Annotated in this window: 19 protein-coding genes; 14 read left to right on the forward strand and 5 right to left on the reverse strand. The window is 33.0% G+C overall.

Annotated features, from left to right (window positions below):
- Window positions 1-5: 5 nt before the first annotated feature.
- The 3 genes from EV145_RS12620 to hpt form a co-directional block, all read right to left on the reverse strand.
- Window positions 6-1,280: a hemolysin family protein gene (locus tag EV145_RS12620; protein WP_133525549.1), complete on the reverse strand. Its 1,275-nt coding sequence runs from the start codon at window positions 1,278-1,280 to the stop codon at window positions 6-8.
- 221 nt (window positions 1,281-1,501) lie between these two features.
- Complete coding sequence (locus tag EV145_RS22600) at window positions 1,502-2,074, reverse strand: adenylate kinase (RefSeq protein ID WP_155103691.1); 573 nt, start codon at window positions 2,072-2,074, stop codon at window positions 1,502-1,504.
- Window positions 2,075-2,146: 72 nt separating this feature from the next.
- Window positions 2,147-2,677 (reverse strand): hypoxanthine phosphoribosyltransferase, encoded by a 531-nt coding sequence (gene hpt, locus EV145_RS22605; protein WP_243739257.1) that lies wholly within the window; start codon window positions 2,675-2,677, stop codon window positions 2,147-2,149.
- Window positions 2,678-2,842: 165 nt separating this feature from the next.
- Between hpt and EV145_RS12630 the strand changes: the two genes are divergently transcribed.
- From EV145_RS12630 to purE, 5 genes are all read left to right on the forward strand, one after another.
- Window positions 2,843-4,114: a PQQ-dependent sugar dehydrogenase gene (locus tag EV145_RS12630; RefSeq protein ID WP_133525550.1), complete on the forward strand. Its 1,272-nt coding sequence runs from the start codon at window positions 2,843-2,845 to the stop codon at window positions 4,112-4,114.
- A 187-nt stretch (window positions 4,115-4,301) separates the two neighbouring features.
- Window positions 4,302-6,404, forward strand: a complete 2,103-nt coding sequence (locus EV145_RS12635) for a TonB-dependent receptor (protein WP_133525551.1) — start codon at window positions 4,302-4,304, stop codon at window positions 6,402-6,404.
- A 19-nt stretch (window positions 6,405-6,423) separates the two neighbouring features.
- Window positions 6,424-6,978: a hypothetical protein gene (locus tag EV145_RS12640; protein ID WP_243739258.1), complete on the forward strand. Its 555-nt coding sequence runs from the start codon at window positions 6,424-6,426 to the stop codon at window positions 6,976-6,978.
- Window positions 6,979-7,230: 252 nt separating this feature from the next.
- A complete protein-coding gene (locus EV145_RS12645; RefSeq protein ID WP_133525552.1) occupies window positions 7,231-8,382 on the forward strand; it encodes a 5-(carboxyamino)imidazole ribonucleotide synthase in 1,152 nt (383 codons plus the stop codon).
- Window positions 8,383-8,762: 380 nt separating this feature from the next.
- The gene (purE, locus tag EV145_RS12650) at window positions 8,763-9,245 is read left to right on the forward strand and encodes a 5-(carboxyamino)imidazole ribonucleotide mutase (RefSeq protein ID WP_133525553.1); all 483 of its coding nucleotides are present in this window, start codon (window positions 8,763-8,765) and stop codon (window positions 9,243-9,245) included.
- A gap of 65 nt (window positions 9,246-9,310) precedes the next feature.
- Here the strand turns inward: purE and EV145_RS12655 are convergent, their stop codons facing one another.
- Complete coding sequence (locus EV145_RS12655; protein ID WP_133525554.1) at window positions 9,311-9,979, reverse strand: hypothetical protein; 669 nt, start codon at window positions 9,977-9,979, stop codon at window positions 9,311-9,313.
- 222 nt (window positions 9,980-10,201) lie between these two features.
- On the opposite strand from EV145_RS12655, the gene EV145_RS12660 reads away from it, so the two are divergent.
- The 9 genes from EV145_RS12660 to EV145_RS12695 all read left to right on the forward strand — a co-directional run bounded on the left by EV145_RS12660 (window position 10,202) and on the right by EV145_RS12695 (window position 17,261).
- Window positions 10,202-12,229 (forward strand): M3 family metallopeptidase, encoded by a 2,028-nt coding sequence (locus EV145_RS12660; protein ID WP_133525555.1) that lies wholly within the window; start codon window positions 10,202-10,204, stop codon window positions 12,227-12,229.
- 125 nt (window positions 12,230-12,354) lie between these two features.
- The gene (locus tag EV145_RS12665; RefSeq protein WP_133525556.1) at window positions 12,355-13,014 is read left to right on the forward strand and encodes a vancomycin high temperature exclusion protein; all 660 of its coding nucleotides are present in this window, start codon (window positions 12,355-12,357) and stop codon (window positions 13,012-13,014) included.
- A 153-nt stretch (window positions 13,015-13,167) separates the two neighbouring features.
- Window positions 13,168-13,671 (forward strand): GbsR/MarR family transcriptional regulator, encoded by a 504-nt coding sequence (locus EV145_RS12670; protein WP_133525557.1) that lies wholly within the window; start codon window positions 13,168-13,170, stop codon window positions 13,669-13,671.
- A gap of 493 nt (window positions 13,672-14,164) precedes the next feature.
- Window positions 14,165-14,608 (forward strand): hypothetical protein, encoded by a 444-nt coding sequence (locus EV145_RS12675; protein ID WP_133525558.1) that lies wholly within the window; start codon window positions 14,165-14,167, stop codon window positions 14,606-14,608.
- 2 nt (window positions 14,609-14,610) lie between these two features.
- Window positions 14,611-14,958 carry a hypothetical protein gene (locus EV145_RS12680; protein WP_133525559.1) on the forward strand — a complete coding sequence of 116 codons (348 nt, stop codon included), beginning with the start codon at window positions 14,611-14,613 and terminating at the stop codon, window positions 14,956-14,958.
- Window positions 14,959-14,976: 18 nt separating this feature from the next.
- On the forward strand, window positions 14,977-15,363 hold the full coding sequence (locus tag EV145_RS12685) for a hypothetical protein (protein ID WP_133525560.1): 387 nt from the start codon (window positions 14,977-14,979) through the stop codon (window positions 15,361-15,363).
- A 66-nt stretch (window positions 15,364-15,429) separates the two neighbouring features.
- Window positions 15,430-16,212 (forward strand): fatty acid desaturase family protein, encoded by a 783-nt coding sequence (locus tag EV145_RS12690; RefSeq protein WP_133525561.1) that lies wholly within the window; start codon window positions 15,430-15,432, stop codon window positions 16,210-16,212.
- 250 nt (window positions 16,213-16,462) lie between these two features.
- Window positions 16,463-16,612 (forward strand): hypothetical protein, encoded by a 150-nt coding sequence (locus EV145_RS22400; protein ID WP_166638449.1) that lies wholly within the window; start codon window positions 16,463-16,465, stop codon window positions 16,610-16,612.
- 196 nt (window positions 16,613-16,808) lie between these two features.
- A complete protein-coding gene (locus EV145_RS12695) occupies window positions 16,809-17,261 on the forward strand; it encodes an SRPBCC family protein (RefSeq protein WP_133525562.1) in 453 nt (150 codons plus the stop codon).
- Between the two features lie 186 nt (window positions 17,262-17,447).
- Here the strand turns inward: EV145_RS12695 and EV145_RS12700 are convergent, their stop codons facing one another.
- Entirely contained in the window at window positions 17,448-18,254 is an 807-nt protein-coding gene (locus EV145_RS12700) for a hypothetical protein (protein ID WP_133525563.1), read from the reverse strand.
- Window positions 18,255-18,340 lie beyond the last annotated feature (86 nt).

The raw sequence follows: 18,340 nt of genomic DNA on the forward strand, positions 1-18,340 counted from the left end.
TCTCTCTACTCTTTAAGCGCTTTTACAAGTACTTTATCAATCTTAACGCCATCCATGTCGATGACTTCTAAAACGAATTTTTGCCAGACTAATTTCTCGCCTTCTTTTGGAATATGCGAAAGCTCGGTCATAATCATTCCGCTTACGGTATTTACTTCGTAATCGTTTGTGAGTTCATCTAACTCAAAATACGTTAAGAAATCGTGCAATGAATAATGTCCGTCAACCAGCCATGTTCCATCTTCTCTTTCGATAAGCTGAAATTCATCTTTATAAAATTCTGATGCATCGCCCACTAAAGCTTCCAAAATATCATTCAAAGTAATCATACCTTGAAAAACTCCATATTCATCTGAAACTAAAGCGTAGTGAACACCTGTTTTTTTGAAGTTTTCCAACGCTTTATAAGCAGTTGTTTGCTCCATTAAATAAGGCGCGTCAGTCATTATTGAAGCCAAATCAAAATTATCATTTTCAATATGTGCAAAAATGTTTTTTAAAGTTACAATACCAACAATATCATCATAATTGTCATTGTAAACTGGATAAACAGTGTGCAAATCCTGAACGATTAATTCTTTGATTTTAGCTTTATCTTCTTTTAACGGAAGCATATCTACCGACTTGCGGTGTGTCATCAGTGAACTTACTTTTCTGTCACCAATATGAAAAACACGCTCTACAATATCTTGTTCAATTTCTTGAACTTCACCAACTTCAGTTCCTTCTTTTATGATTGCTTTAATTTCTTCTTCGGTAACTTTTCCGTCAGCGGTTGGTTTTATCTGAAGAACATTCAATAAAAAATCTGTCGAAGACGTTAAGAGCCAAATAAAAGGTGCCGTAATAATCGAAATCACTTTCATTGGCATTGCAAACATTTTTGCAATGGTTTCTGGATAGTTTAATCCAATTCGTTTTGGAAGCAATTCGCCTAAAACTAATGAGAAAAAAGTTAAGACAACAACTACAATCCCAACTGCAATTGAATGCGCGTAAGGTTTTAAAGCCGCGAAACTTGAAACAAAACTCTCTACATCTATTGTAATTTTATCACCACTGTAAATACCTGTCAAAATTCCGATTAAGGTAATTCCGATTTGTACTGTTGATAAAAACTTATTTGGAGAATTAGCAAGATCCAGCGCAATTTTGGCTCCTTTGTTTCCTTTTTTCGCTGCTGTTTCAAGTCTGTTTTTCCTAGCCGAAATCAATGCGATTTCTGACATCGAGAAAACTCCGTTTAATAGTATTAGAAAAAATATTATTAGTATTTCCAATGTTTAGTAGATTCGTTATTTGTTTGGTTCGTTATAACTATTATGCTATTCGTATTCTTCTTTTTTTAGCCCAGCTGAAATAGAAGAGCCCAGGGCTAAAAAAACTAATTTTTCCTGCCAGAAAACAGCGACCGAAGGAAGCTCGTTTTATGGTTTGGAAAAATAGTTTTTTTTTAGCGTCCCGATAGCTATCGGGACTTCACGTACAGCTTGATTAGCTTCTACAAATTATCTATAACTGACGTTAAGCGCTCTGTAATTTGTTCAATTGTTCCGATACCGTCTACGGCGTGAAACTTGTTTTGTTCTTTATAATATCCAATTAATGGAGCGGTTTTTTCATTGTATTCCTGATATCTTACACGAATTTTCTCTTCGTCTTGATCATCAGCTCTTCCGCTTGTTTTTCCTCTTTCTAGTAAACGTGCTACTAAAATTTCATCATCAGCCTCCAAAGCAATTGTAGCAGTAACGCTTGAACCAATTGTTGGCAAAAATTTATCTAAAGCCTTAGCCTGATCGATTGTTCTTGGGTAACCGTCGAACAAAAATCCTGCTGTATCAGGGTGTTTTTTTACTTCATCAATTAACATGGCAGTTGTTACTTCGCACGGAACTAATTCTCCGTTATCCATAAAAACTCTTGCTTTTTTTCCTAGTTCAGTATCATTTTTTAAATTGAAACGGAAAATATCTCCCGTTGAAAGGTGCGTTAAATTGTATTTTTCTTTTAAAAATTCTGCCTGAGTTCCTTTTCCTGCACCAGGCTTTCCAAATAAAACGATGTTAATCATAATGACTGTTAGTGTTGTGACTTCTTACTTTAAGAAGTTTAAAATGAATATATAGTTGTGTTTGTTTTAAAATTATTCAGCTAATTTGTAAATCTCTGTCAGGTTTCTACCAAGACCATCATAGTCTAGTCCATAACCTACAATAAATTTATTCGGGATTCTGATTCCAATATAATCGATTTTAATATCTTTTTTGTACGCTTCTGGCTTAAAGAATAACGTTGCAATTTTAAAATGCTTTACATTTCGTTCTTTAAATAATTGTTTTAACTCTTCGATTGTATTTCCGGTATCGATGATATCTTCAAGTATTACTACGGTTCTACCCGTTAAATCCTGATTGATTCCTATCAATTCTTTAACCGAATTTGTACTTTCAGTTCCTTCATATGAAGCCATTTTTATAAATGAAACTTCGCATGGTTTTTTATATTTTTTCAAAAAATCGGAAACAACCATAAAGGCGCCGTTTAAAACTCCAATAAAAATTGGCGTATCATCTCCAAAATCGTCTTCTACCTGAGCAACTAATTTGGTTAAAGCAAAATCAATTTCTTTAGCCGAAATAAACGGAACAAATTGTTTATCGTGAAGTTGTATCATTATTTTCAAATTTAAAATAATGGACAAAGATACAGAATTACAACTTAACTGTAAGTATCAAAATAAACTGTCTGAGTTTTTTTAAGCACATTAAATAGATCTTTTCGAAAAAAATCTTTTTATTTTTATTAAATTGAGGCGTTTTAAACTTTAATACAAACCTCAATGAAAACCACAATACAAATCTTTTCGGCGTTCTTGATATTAACAGCATGTCAAGGACAGGTAACAAAGGAAGAAAAAGAAGCGCTATCTAAACAACCTGCAAATGTTGTAAAAACTGCAATAGGCGATCTCACCTTGCCACCGCCATACGCAACCGAATCAAAAACAAAGAACAGTAAAGTTATAGGCTGGCCTGAAGGAAAAACGCCAATAGCACCAGAAGGTTTTACAGTTACAAAATTTGCTGACGGTTTTAGTAATCCGCGCTGGACTTATATAGGTCCAAACAATGATATTTTTGTTGTTGAAAGCGGTACAAGAACGAGTAAAAACCAAATTATAATTTTGCGCGACAAAGATAAAGACGGGACATATGAAACTCGTGAAGTTTTTTTACAAGGCCTTAACCGACCTTTAGGAATGTTAATTTTAAAAGACTTTTTTTATGTTGCAAACACTGACGGACTTTATCGATATCCATATAAAAACGCGCCACTAAAATTAGAAACTCAGGGTGTCAAAATTGTTGAACTGCCAGCTGGAGGATACAACAATCACTGGACAAGAAGCTTGCTTGCTAATCCTGAAGAAACAAAAATTTATATTGGTGTTGGTTCTGGAAGCAATGTGGGAGAAAACGGAATGGATAAAGAAATTCGTCGCGCTGCCATTTTAGAAATCAATCTTGATGGAACTGGCGAAAAAATTTATGCTGACGGACTTAGAAACCCAATGGGAATGGATTGGAATCCGGCCAACAAAAAAGAACTTTGGACTGCAGTAAATGAAAGAGATGAACTTGGCGATGATTTAGTTCCAGATTATATTACGAGCGTAAAAAAGGGCGGTTTTTACGGATGGCCTTACTCGTATTTTGGAAGTATTCCTGATCCAAGACTGAAAGGCGAACGAACAGATTTAGTAAAAAAAGCTATCGTTCCGGATGTTCCAGTAGGTGCCCATACTGCTTCTCTTGGATTGGCTTTTTATACTAAAGATGCTTTTCCTGCAAAATACAGAAATGGTGCTTTCATAGGACAACATGGTTCTTGGAATCGTTCTATAATTTCAGGTTATAAAGTTTTATTTGTTCCTTTTAAAGATGGAAAACCTTCAGGAAAACCAGAAGATTTTTTAACCGGATTTATTTCTGATAATGATAAAGCAGAAGTTTACGGGCGCCCAGTTGCTGTTACTGTAATGAAAGATGGATCGCTTTTGGTAAATGATGATAGCGGAAATACAATTTGGAAGGTTACTGCGAATAAATAAAATTCCAAACGAAAATATTTTAACCACATAGAAACATAGGTTTTTGTTTCGTAGAATAAGATTGAAAAGAAAACTCGTTTTCACACATAGTTGGCTATGTGAATTTAAATAAGTGAAACGCCCTCTTTGCCTCAATAAATGCTATGTTTCTATGTGTTAAAAAACTCGCCCTTAATTTCAATTCTTTATGATTTCAAAAAAATATTTTCCTCTTCTTTTTGTGCTTTTTGTTTCCCTAAACATTTTTGCTCAGGAAAAAGAAATTCAAAATATTGATTCTGTCAAAACTCAAAAACTAAATGAAGTTTTAATAAGTCCGCTTCATATTAATCGTGACTTGCAAAACAGTCCGGCTTCGATTGGTATTTTATCTGAAAAAGAATTGCTTCGAAATAATACCACAGATATCAGTAATGTCATTAATACGATTCCTGGTGTTTTTATGCAATCGTCGAATATTACCACAACGCGAATTTCTATTCGCGGTATTGGCGCCAGAACTCCATACGGAACTAATAAAATCAGGGCTTTTTACGGAACTATTCCGCTAACTTCCGGAAATAGTGAAACAGTTATTGATGATATTGATCTTCAAAACATCAATCAAATTGAAGTGATAAAAGGTCCACTCTCTAGCATTTATGGCGCGGGATTGGGCGGAGCAATTTTAATTTCTCCTCAAACATTAAAAAAAGTCAATTGTCAAACTGAAATAAGTTCTGTTTTTGGCTCTTTTGGATTATTGAAAAACAGAGTCAGTTTTGATTTGAATGAAAAAAGCAGTTCTCTAAATCTAAGTTATCACAATTTAAAGACTGACGGCTGGCGCCAAAACAGCGCTTATAATAGGGAAGGAATTACACTCTCTGGAGAATTATTTCGAAAGAAAAACAGCAAACTGACTTACTTCTCCAATTATACTTATTTAAAAGCTTTTATTCCGAGTTCGATTAACAAAACCACTTTTGAAAATAATCCGCAAGCGGGTGCGCCAACTTGGGTTGCATCAAAAGGATTCAAAGAATACAAATCGACTTTGGGCGGATTGGCTTATGATTTCAGAATAAACGATCACCTCAGCAATTCGACTTCTGTTTTTATCAATTATAAAGACAGCAACGAACCGCGTCCTTTTGATATTTTGCGTCAATATACTTTTGCTTCGGGAGTGAGAACCCAATTTTCAGGAGATTTTAAAATCGGCAAAATCAATAATCAATTTATTGGCGGAATAGAATATTTCAGCGATAATTACAGTGGGAATACTTTCCAAAATTTATATCAGCAAAATAACGGAAACGGAAGTTTACAAGGTGATCAACTTTCGGCAACCGATCAAAAAAGGCATTTTTACAATGTTTTTTCACAAATCAGAACTTTACTTTCTGATCAATTTGAAATTCAGGCAGGCTTAAATTACAACAAAACAAAATTTGAACTTCAAAATGATTTTCCCGCTTCCGCGAATAATCCAAAGGAAGAATATAGTTATGATGGTATTTTTTCCCCACAGTTTTCTTTTTTATTTAAGCCGAATGAAATTCAAACTTTTTACTTTTCTGTAAGCCGAGGATTTTCTCTTCCTGCAACCGAAGAAACTTTAACCAGCACCGGAAACATCAATCAAAATATTAAACCAGAAACAGGTTATAATTTTGAATTGGGTGGAAAACTTCATTTTTTCGATAAAAAACTGTACACTCAAATTGCCGTTTATAGAATGGAAATTAAAGATTTATTAGTTGCCAAAAGAATTGGCGATGATCAATATGAAGGTGTAAATGCCGGAAAAACTTTTCATGAAGGAATAGAAATTTCGCTACATCACAATTGGCCAATAAATCGAATTTTTACATTCAATTCTTATGTCGGAACATCAATTGGGAATTATGAATTTAAAGAGTTTGTAGATAACGGAAATGATTTCTCAGGAAACAAATTAACCGGAGTTCCTGCAAATACTGCAAGTGCAGGTTTTACTTTAAACACAACTTCCGGATTTTATTTTTCGGCCGATTTTCAGTTTACAGATAAAATTCCGCTAAACGATTCCAATGCTGATTTTTCAGAATCTTACTCTTTATTAAATTTAAAAACCGGTTATCAATTTGAAATTTTATCAGGTTTAAAAGCGCATATCGACGCTGGCATAAACAATGTCACAAATGAGAAATACGCATCAATGATTCTGACTAATGCAACTGCCGTTGGAAATGCCCAACCAAGATTTTATTATCCGGGATTACCAATAAATTATTACGGAATAATCGCATTAAATTACTTATTTTAGCTTAGTATTTAAATATTAAATGATGCCTTCTGAATTGCAAAAAAATCTGGATTATGTAAATGCTTATAGAGAAAATCGTCTAAAAGCTGCGCAAAATATTTTAGAAAACCCTTCCCTTTTTAGTGAATTGGTTTCAATTTGTTTTTCGCCCACAGACAAAAACAATCATAAAGCCTGCTGGATTTTAGAATTTGTGTCTTACGAAGAATTACTTTGGCTACAGCCCCATCTGGATTTTTTCTGTTCGAATTTGAAAATTTTAAACGATGAAAGCTCGCTTCGTCCAATTGCAAAAGTAGTACAGCTTTTGATTAAGTCACATTATAAAAAAGACGAAAACTGCATTTCTCTCTCCGAAAATAATTTACAAGATATTATTGAAGTTTCTTTTGATTGGCTGATAAATGATATCAAGGTGGCAACAAAAGCTTATTCTATAAGGACATTATATGTTTTAGGAAATCATTACGACTGGATTCATCCTGAACTGCAAATGATCTTAAATAAAGATTACGGAGATCATTCAGCCGCTTATAAAGCAGTTGCAAAAGAAGTTTTGAAGAAACTAAAATAGGTTTGTTTGCCACAGATTAAAAGGATTAAAAAGATTTTTTTTCACCACGAGTTACACGAATTTTCACAAATTATTTTTTTATTCAACCTACAAAATTCGATGTAATTCGCATAATTCGTGGCAACCTAAAACACACAGAAATAAATCATTTTAATCCTTTTAATCTGTGGCAAAACTTTATGAATTCGCGACGGAAAAACTAAATTTTGGCTAAAAAAGATTAAAAGGTATCTTTGCAAAAACACAACTACAATGAATTATTTTTCTTCTGATTTTAAATTAGGAATATTAGGTGGCGGACAATTGGGTAAAATGCTATTGTTTGACACCCGAAAATTTGACATACAAACTTATGTTTTAGATCCGAGTGACGAAGCTCCGAGCAAAATTGCCTGCAACAAATTCTTTCAAGGTGATTTAATGGATTATCAAACTGTTTACAATTTTGGAAAACAAGTCGATGTTTTGACTTTCGAAATTGAATTAGTTAATCTTGAAGCTTTAACGCAATTAGAAAACGAAGGATTAAAAGTCTATCCGTCTCCAAAAACCTTAAAAGGAATTCAGAATAAAGGAATTCAAAAACAATTTTACGCAGATAATAATATTCCAACTGCACCTTTTGAAAGATTTGAAAATTTAGATAATCTAAAGTCTAAAATCAATGATTTAAAATTGCCTTTCGTTTGGAAATGCACCGAATTTGGCTATGACGGAAATGGTGTAAAAGTAATTCGTCAGGTTTCTGATTTAGACAGTTTACCAAATGTAGAATGTATTGCAGAAACAATGATTCCGTTCAAAAATGAATTGGCGGTTATTGTTTGCAGAAATCCATCAGGAGAAATAAAAACGTATCCAGTTGTAGAAATGGAATTTCATCCAGAAGCCAACCAAGTAGAATATGTAATCTGCCCGGCAAGAATCGACGAAAAAGTAGCCGAAAAAGCCAGAGCAATTGCTTTGAATGTTTCTGAGAAATTCAATCACGTTGGACTTTTGGCAGTTGAAATGTTTCAAACCAATGACGATGAGATTTTAGTAAATGAAGTTGCTCCTCGCCCACACAATTCTGGTCATTATTCTATTGAAGCCAGTTATACTTCACAATTCGAAAATCATTTACGCGCTATTTTAGATCTTCCGTTAGGAAACACAGACAGCAAAGTTGCCGGCATTATGGTAAATTTAGTTGGTGCCGAAGGTTTTTCAGGAGATGTAGTTTACGAAAACATAGAAACCATTTTAGGATGGAACGGCGTTACGCCTCATATTTACGGTAAAAAACAAACTCGTCCTTTTAGAAAAATGGGTCACGTTACAATTGTAAATGAAGATATGGCAGAAGCGAGACGAATTGCAGAGGAAGTTAAGAATACTATTAGAGTGATTAGTGGGCAGTAATTTTTAGTAGTCAGTTTTCAGTCGCAGTCACAGCTGACAAACTTGAAGTAAAACAAACGAATTTATCAGTTTTAATGGATTTTGTAGAAATATTAATGAACCTTTTGAATTTAAACAACAATTCAAATTTGTTTAAAATTCATTTTGAAAAATTTACAGATAAATACGAATATAAGGGAGAGAGAGTAAAAAGTTTCATTTTATTTATAATTCTTGTCTTATGTACTTTAGCATTAATATTCTTTGGTTCATTTCTAATTTACACACTTTTAATCAAAATAAGATCTTGAATCAACAACATAAATAATTTTCAATTTAGACTTTCAGTCACAACAAAAACTTGAAACCTGAAACTTGAAACAAAACAAACAAAAAACACAATGAGCAAAGTAGCCATCATAATGGGAAGTATCTCAGACATGCCAGTCATGCAGGATGCAATCGACATATTAAAACAATTTAATGTTGAAGTAGAGGTAGATATCGTTTCGGCACATAGAACGCCAGAAAAATTATTTGATTTCAGTAAAAATGCACATACTCGTGGCATTTCGGTAATTATTGCCGGAGCTGGTGGTGCGGCGCATTTACCTGGAATGGTAGCTTCGATGTCACCACTTCCTGTAATTGGAGTTCCGGTAAAATCAAGCAATTCTATTGATGGATGGGATTCAGTTTTATCGATTCTGCAAATGCCAGGCGGCGTTCCAGTTGCAACGGTTGCATTGAACGGAGCAAAAAATGCAGGAATTTTAGCTGCACAAATTATAGGAAGCCACGATAAAAAAGTACTTGATACTATTATTGCTTATAAAGAAGAATTAAAAGCTGCGGTTAATAAAGCGGCTGAAGGATTGAAATAGTTTTCAGTTTTCAGTCACAGTTTTCAGTGTAAACTGTGACTGAAAACTGTGACTGAAAACTAAAATTAAGCCTCATCTTCAACTTCCTCCAAAACAGATTCAAATTCAGACGCTGTTACATCATCCTTATTTATCCAATTCTCTGAAGTAACCAAATTATAATTGACATTATCTTCTGTTGTCAATTCCCAGATAATACTTTCTGCTTCCGGAAACGGAATATTCTGAGACATTTGATTTTCGAATAATCTTTTAATAAGGTTTCTGCCTGACAAACCATTATTCAACAACTTCAGTATATTTTCTGCAGTCAGTTTTTGTACTTCGCCATTAATTGGTGTCATGGCGAAATGAACAACAGAAGCTTTTGCATTTGGAAATTTCCCATTGTAAGCTTTAAAAAGCAATTGATTGACATGAAATAATCTGCCTTGCATGTGTATTTCCGGATATTCCTCACATACTTTATCTATCAACATATTGTTGGATATCTGCTCAATTTGTCCTGCACTTAATTCATCCCCTAATTTATATTCTAACACAATCTGTGCAGCTTCGTTAGGTTCAAAATCCGAAATGGCCATCTCTAATAATTCCGGCAAACTGCTTTTCTCGGCCGTAGCTCCGTCGGGATAATTGAATTTTTGTAATAACACAACCAAATCCTCATCTGACCAATAACCTTCAACTTCATTCGCCGTGTCTATATTCTTAATTACAACTTGATAATTCATATTTTGATTTTTTACAATTACGATTAGAATTTTATGATGCTAACCTATTTTGTCAATTTACGCTTTTAATATCCCATACGGCAATAAATAACATAACTCTAACACATTTTAAGAGGATTTTATGCCAAGAATAGAATTCTATAAGACGATTACATTTTTATAAATTACTATCTTTGGAATTCAAAAAATTTGACTTCAATTAATAAAAAATAGTATATCATAATGAGTGTTTTACTTTCAAAATTTACCACCAAATATAACACCGCACCTTTTTCGCAGATTAAAATCGAGGATTATGTTCCAGCTTTCAATGAAGGAATTGCTTTGGCTAAAGCCGAAATTGATGCAATCGTAAATAATCCAGATGCGCCGACTTTTGAAAATACAATTGTAGCAATGGATTTTTCAGGCGATATTTTAGATCGTCTTTCGAGCATTTTCTTCAATTTGAATTCGGCTGAAACGAATGACGAAATGCAGAAAATTGCTCAGGAAGTTTCGCCTTTACTTTCAGAATTCGGAAATGACATTCGCTTAAACGCTGCTTTATTTGCGAAAGTAAAAGCGGTTTATGATCAAAAAGAAAGTTTAAATCTGAATCCGGAACAAACAACTTTATTAGATAAAAAATACAAAAGCTTTTCAAGAAACGGGGCAAATTTACCTGAAGACAAGAAAAACCAATTACGAGAAATCGACAAAGAATTATCGAAATTAAGTTTACAGTTTGGCGAAAATGTTTTGGCCGAAACCAACAACTTCGAATTGCATCTAACTGATGAAAAAGATTTGTCTGGATTGCCAGAAGGAACAATTGAAGCAGCAAGATTATTAGCCAAAAACCAAGAAAAAGAAGGCTGGATTTTCACTTTAGATTATCCAAGTTATATTCCGTTTTTAACTTATGCTGATAATCGCGAATTGCGTAAAAAAATGGCAATTGCTTTTGGTGCAAAAGGGTTTCAGAACAACGAATTCAACAATGAAGAAAACGTTCTGAAAATTGCCAAACTTCGTTTTGAAAGAGCCAATTTATTAGGCTACAAAACGCATGCACATTTTGTTTTAGAGGAAAGAATGGCGGAAAGTCCGGAAAAAGTTTTCTCTTTTTTAAATGATTTATTGGCAAAAGCAAAACCGGCGGCTCAAAAAGAATTTGCTGAATTGACCGCTTTCGCAAAAGAATTAGACGGAATCGAACAATTAGAAAAATGGGACGGCGCTTATTATTCTGAAAAATTAAAACAACAGCTTTTTAATTTAGATGATGAAAAACTGAAACCCTATTTTCAACTAGAAAAAGTTTTAGAAGGTGCGTTTACTGTTGCCAACAAACTATTTGGTTTAACTTTTACCGAGGTTTTTGACATCGACAAATACCATGAAGAAGTTACGACTTATGAAGTAAGAGATGCTGAAAACAATTTGGTTTCGATTTTCTACGCTGACTTCTTCCCAAGAAAAGGAAAACGAAACGGCGCTTGGATGACTTCATTCAAATCACAATCTATAAAAGACGGCGTAAACGAAAGACCGCATATTTCGAACGTTTGCAACTTTACAAAACCCACAGAAACAAAACCTTCATTATTGACTTTTAATGAAGTGACAACTTTATTTCATGAATTTGGCCATGGTTTGCACGGAATGTTAGCCAACACAACGTATCCGAGTCTATCAGGCACTTCTGTTTTCTGGGATTTTGTAGAATTGCCAAGTCAGATTTTGGAAAACTGGTGTTATGAACCGGAAGCTTTGGCTTTGTTTGCCAATCACTACGAAACCGGGGAAATTATTCCGATTGAATACGTGCAAAAAATCAAAGAAAGTGCGAGTTTCCAGGAAGGATTAGCGACTTTGCGTCAATTGAGTTTTGGACTTTTAGATATGGCATGGCACGGACAAGATCCGACAAACATTACGGATTTAAAAGCTTTTGAAACCGAACAATTTGCCAATACACAATTGTATCCTGATGTAAAAGAAAATGCAATGAGTACGGCTTTTTCACACATTTTTCAAGGTGGATACTCTTCTGGATATTACAGCTACAAATGGGCAGAAGTTTTAGATGCGGATGCTTTTGAATTTTTCCAAGAAAAAGGAATCTTTAATGAAGAAGTAGCGAAGAAATTCAAAGACAATGTCCTTTCAAAAGGAGGAACAGAACATCCGATGACTTTGTACAAACGTTTTAGAGGTCAGGAACCAAAACCGGAAGCTTTGTTGAAACGGGCAGGACTTCTTTAGACTTCTTAGATCATTAGACAACTTAGATTATTAGATATGAAACCGAAGTATTTTTACTTCGGTTTTTTTTATTCAATTTTGATTATCTTCGTTTATTTTTTAAACCTAATCTTACAAAACACAACTTGAAAAAATATTTAAACATACTCGCATATCTTTTTATTCTTGGATCGATTGCTATTGTTTCTGTGAATTTATATGTCAAATCAACAACTAAAGCAAACATTCATCATTCACTAAAAAGATTTCCAAAAAACGATGTCGGAATTATTTTTGGCGCCGGAATTAGAGGAGATCAGCCGAGTAAGTATTTAAAAGACAGACTTGATGCCGGAATTTTACTATGGAAAGCAAAACGCATCAATAAAATTTTGCTTTCGGGAGATAATGGCCGTGAAGAATATGATGAATTAACTGTAATGAAAAAGTACTGTTACACTCATGGAGTTGATACAACTAAAATATTCATTGATTACGCTGGTTTCGACACCTACTCTACTATGTATCGCGCAAAACATATTTTCAATATCAAAAAAGCAACTCTAATTTCGCAGGAATATCATTTGAACAGAGCGATTTATATCGGACAAAAACTCGGAATTAAATCAGTTGGATATTCGGCTAATAAAGGAGAATATTCAGGATATAACTATGTTTGTTTTCGAGAATATGGTTCGGTATTTAAATCTTTTTTGGATGTTTTGAGAAATCGTGAACCGCATTTTTTAGGAAATCCGATTGATATTGATGGCGTTTCTAATTACTCTAAAGAGGATAAACGTTGATAAAATAAGCCTAGACGAAATTTTCGGCTTTTTCTTTAAAATAAACTTTCATTTATTTTTGAAAGTTTAAAAACTTTTACTTACATTTGATCTATGACAATGAGCATTTATGCGATTTGCATTTGACCGTTTGAAAAACAATAAAATCGACAAATGAAATTCAAAGAAGCAAAAAATAAGTTTGTACAAACCTGGGGAGCATTAGGTTCTCAGTGGGGAATTAATAAAACGATGGCGCAAATCCATGCTTTATTAATGGTTTCGAACGAAGCTATTTCGATGGAAGACATTATGGAAGAATTACAAATTTCGCGTGGAAACGCCAGCATGAATCTAAGAGCTTTAATGGATTGGGGAATTGTTTACAAAGAATTTAAAGCCGGAGAAAGAAAAGAGTTTTTCACAGCCGAAAAGGATTTAGACGAATTAGCTGCAAAAATTTCCAGAGAAAGAAGCAAACGTGAAATTAAACCTGCTCTTAAAATTTTAAAAGAAGTTTCAACGATTGAAGCAAAAGATTCTGCAGAAGAGAAACATTTTGTTGATCAAACTTCCAAATTATACGATTTCGTTTTAAAAGCAGATAATATGTTAGACAAAATGACTGAATTCAATGAAAATTGGTTAGGAAAATTGGTTATAAAAATGATGAAGTAAAAAAATTTATTTACAACTTTCATTTTTTTCTGAAAGTTTAAAACAATCAATAATTATGGTAACTCTAAGACAAATCAACATTTTCGCTCTCGTAATTTGCTTTTTACTTTATCTAACATGCTATTTTAGGTTTGCCGGACAAGCATTACTAACAATTACACAGATAATTTCCGGAATTTTTGTTACCATCGAAATCTTCTCAAAACCTAAAAACTATAAAATTAAAAGCCAGATAAAAACCTATTGGATCGTTACGATCCTGAATATAATTGTTCTTTTCTCATTTTTTAACTTCATTATGTGGAATGATTTTTTACAAGTCACTTTTGTAACACTCATCCCAAACATTACTGCAATTTATTTTTATCGCATATTAATTAAATACGAGGATTTAGGATTTGTTCATTAAAAATTGATTCGGACGCGGGTCTCAAAATCATCAAATAAAAACGTAACTAAAGCTTTCATTTTTTTTAAACCTAAAAACAAAACCATGAACTTAACAATACCTAGTTGGCTAATAATTCTAAGCGGAATGGGCCAAATATTTACAGCTCTTATCTATCCCTATATTCGTCACAATGTTTTTGATTGGTACAATGATGTAAAACAACTCAAACCACTAAATCAAGAAATAGCTAAAACTTACGGAAGATATATTCAGGGATTAAATTTTTGTTTTGGCTTAATTGCGATTTTATTTACCACTGAATTAAAAGAACAATCAGCTTTAGCAGTTGCACTAACAGGTTTGATTGCTTTGTATTGGGTAGGAAAAGTTGCTACTCAAATTGCATATTATCCAATGTATCAGATTCCCCAAAAAATGATTTTTAAAGTCGGAAGCTACTTTATGAATACGCTTTTTGTATTATTTGCGACAGTAAATTCTGCTTTGTTCCTTTATAATTTAATTGGTCATTATAAACTGCTTTAATCATGAACTTCAACATCATCGGGTATTTTATATACCTCAGCATTACGATTTTCATCATTTTAAAAGTGGGTCAAATATGTTATAAAAACGGTAATATTTATGTCGCAGAACTGATTCCGAATCACGCTGATATCTGTCAAAAAATAAATCAGGTTTTGCTTTTGGCGTATTATCTTTTAAATATTGGTTATTGCGCAATGACATTAATTTCCTGGCAAAAAATTTCAACTCTACCCAATCTTATAGAAACAATTGGAATAAAAACCGCAATCATCATTTTCATCATTTCAATTTTGCATTATCTCAACATCATTATTCTAACCAAGTACATTCATAAATTAATTAAATAACATCTTAAATTAAATATCATGGAAACTACAAAAATCTTAATCGGTTACGGAATTTATTTACCAGTTGCATTATTCCTTACATATTATGTTTCTAAAACACTTTTCAAAAACGGAAAAATATTTATGCTGGACATTTTCAAAGGCCGAGAAGAAATCGCCGAAGCAACCAACAAACTTTTTGAAACTGGATTTTATCTTTTAAATATTGGTTTTGCCTTAATGATTTTGGAACTGCAATTAAATCAAGACAGTTATCAGGAATTAATTGAAAGATTAAGCTACAAAATTGGAGGATTTTCTATCTATCTTGGCATTATGTTATTCTTCAATTTATATTTCTTTTTTAGAGGAAAAAGAAAAGCAAAAGAAGCTCAAAGAGAAGAAAGATTAGCTTTTAAAGCTTAATTTCATCAAGAAACCTAACAGGTTTTCAAAACCTGTTAGGTTTGATAAACCCTAAATTCAGATAAAATGACACATCAGGAAATCCTCAAAAAAGTACAGTGGAAAGATTTAAAAAGTCTCACTTTCAAAGAAATGTTGATTGAAAACAACTTGACAATTCCATGGTTTATAATTTCTATGACGCTGGCTTATTTTGGATATTATCTATTTGCTCTGCCTTTTTCAGCTTTTTTCTTTCTTGCCGGATTAAGACAAGTCCATAATGGTTTTCATAATTCATTAGGAACAAATAAATTCTTGACTTGGTTTACTCTTTATTCAAATAGTATTTTATTGATGGTTTCAATTCATGCTGTCAAATTCAATCATATCCGACACCACAAATATTGTCTAAGTGAAGAAGATTACGAAGGAAAATCAGCTCGCATGACTTGGTACGGAGCTATACTTTATGGACCAATTCATATGTTTTTGATCCATAAAATAACATTGCAGAAAGGAAATAGAAATTATATCAAAAATGTCATCTTAGAATTGTTTTCTATTGCAATAGTAACATTTATAGTTTTCTATTTTCAGATTCATTTCCTGATTTATCATATTATTATAATGGTTTTCGCCGAATTTTTAATGGCTTTCTTTGCAGTTTGGACTGTTCATCATGACACGGAAGATTCTCCGGAGTTTGCCCGAACGCAACGAGCAGATTGGAAAAACAAAATTACTTTTAGTATGTTTTATCATTTAGAACATCATTTATTTCCCGCAGTTCCAACAATTAAACTTCCTGAACTGGCAAAAAGAATTGATAATGTATTTCCAGATATCGAGAAGAAACAAACCTTTTAAGCAAATGAATCGAACCCATATCCTCGGCCATTGGATTCTAACATTATTATCCGGCCCAATAATTTTAATTTTGGTAAATCAATTGTCTTATTCTAGTTTTGGAAGTGTTTTGAACTTTTTCGAAATATATCCGTTGATGATCATTATGGGGTTTATGTTTTCAATACCAACCTATCTCCTTTTAATTTTCATTTTTATGTTTATCAAGGAAAAAAGCATAAAAAATATTTACACAAAAATATTTTTTATCTTGACAGTCGTAATTGGAATTTGGACAACAACAGCTATCATTGGCGGAACCATTTCTGATAATATTGCAATATCTTATACAATAAGCGCTATTATTATCGGATTCTTTTTTAAGTCAAAATTGAAATATGAAGAAACGAAAGTAAAATAGATTTTTTTGTAAAGCTCCAGCGGAGCACAATATTTATAGATAATATAATTTTTTCTTTTCATTAAAGCTCCAGCGGAGCGACATCTTGCTTTCTGATTACATCTAAAACATACCACCCCGATGGGGTTCAACAACCTTTTTTCCATGTTTTTATAAATATGACGTCCCGCTGGGACTTGCAATACGCTGATCAAAAATGACAACAATAAACCTCACAACAAAAATAAAAGCATCAAAACAAATCGTTTTTGATGCTTCAAGAAATATCGACATTCACCAGAAATCTGCAAGTCCAACAAATGAAAAAGCAATTGCGGGCGTAACATCTGGGTTGATCAATTTGAATGAAACTGTTACATGGCGCGGTAAACATTTCGGATTTTATCTCACACATAAAAGCAAAATTCCGGTCATGAATTTTTATGATTATTTTGTGGATGAAATGGAAGAAGGAAAATTCAAATCTTTCAGACATGAGCATATTTTTGAAGAAGAAAATGGATTTACAATTATGAAAGATAAATTGCAATATGAAACGCCGTTTGGAATTTTCGGAGAATTATTTGATATTTTACTCTTGGAAAAACATCTGACTAATTTTCTTTTAGAAAGAAATAAAACCCTTAAACAAGTTTCTGAACAAGGTTAATTTTGAATCAAGATTTCTTTTGAAAAGTGAATTTTCTCGTTTTACGATTTGCGTGAGGGATAGAAGTGGAAAGCCCACAGCCTGACGAAGGAAGTGCGAGGACTTGAAGCGGATAGCCCGACCCGGAGGGGCACGCCCAAAATAATAGTATTTAAAATTCTGATGTTATACGCATCGGTTTTTTGTTTACAGAAACGCAATCATCAGCCACCAAAAAATGGGTACACTTTCGACCCAAAAAGAAGTGTAATATTTAGACCTGTTTGTATTGGCAAAGAGAATAAACAACATCAACGTGACAACCATTATAAGATTGATGATAAGATCATGAAGGGTAAAACTCAAAATTCCTAAAACCCAAAATGGAACTAAAAGTGAAAGTCCTAAAATCTTTGTTCGTTTTACGCCGATTGTCTGTGGCACGGTTTGCAAATGTGGATCATCATTGGCCAAATCTAGAATTTCGAAAACCAAAATCAGCACAAAAACCAATACAAAACGTTGAATGCATTTTATAAAAAAGTCGGCAGTAAACGGAATTTCGGCATTTATTAAAGGCAAAACCAAAGTCGCGCCAACCCAGCAAATTGCTACAATATAGATTTTTACGCCAGCCCAATTTCGAGCATTTTTTCGGTTTGGAAAAAACGGTAAAGTATAAAGTGCCGTTATTAGAAAAATTACAACAGAAACAATCTGCGTAATCCGCTTTAAATGGAAAAAATAATAGCCAACTAAAATCAACGAAATAAAACTCAAAAGAGCAATAATTTTTAGCTGATTGCCGACTGGTTTTTTTTTCACACGAACCAAAGCATCGTATTTAACAAAATTATATCCTACAATTGTTCCAAAAAAAACAAACAACGCCATTGGTTCATCATACTGAATATGAAAGAAATGAAAAGTAATACGAACCAAAGTATAACACGATAAAGCCACGTGAATACTGCTGTTTAAATAAAAATCTAATATTTGTTTTAGAAGTTTCATACCTCAAATCTAATCAATTGGTAACAAATCAACTCTTTAGTTATAAATTTGACAAAAATTGAAGTTAAAAATACCCAATAAATTAT

It is taken from the genome of Flavobacterium sp. 245 (genome assembly GCF_004362055.1).
GTDB lineage: Bacteria > Bacteroidota > Bacteroidia > Flavobacteriales > Flavobacteriaceae > Flavobacterium.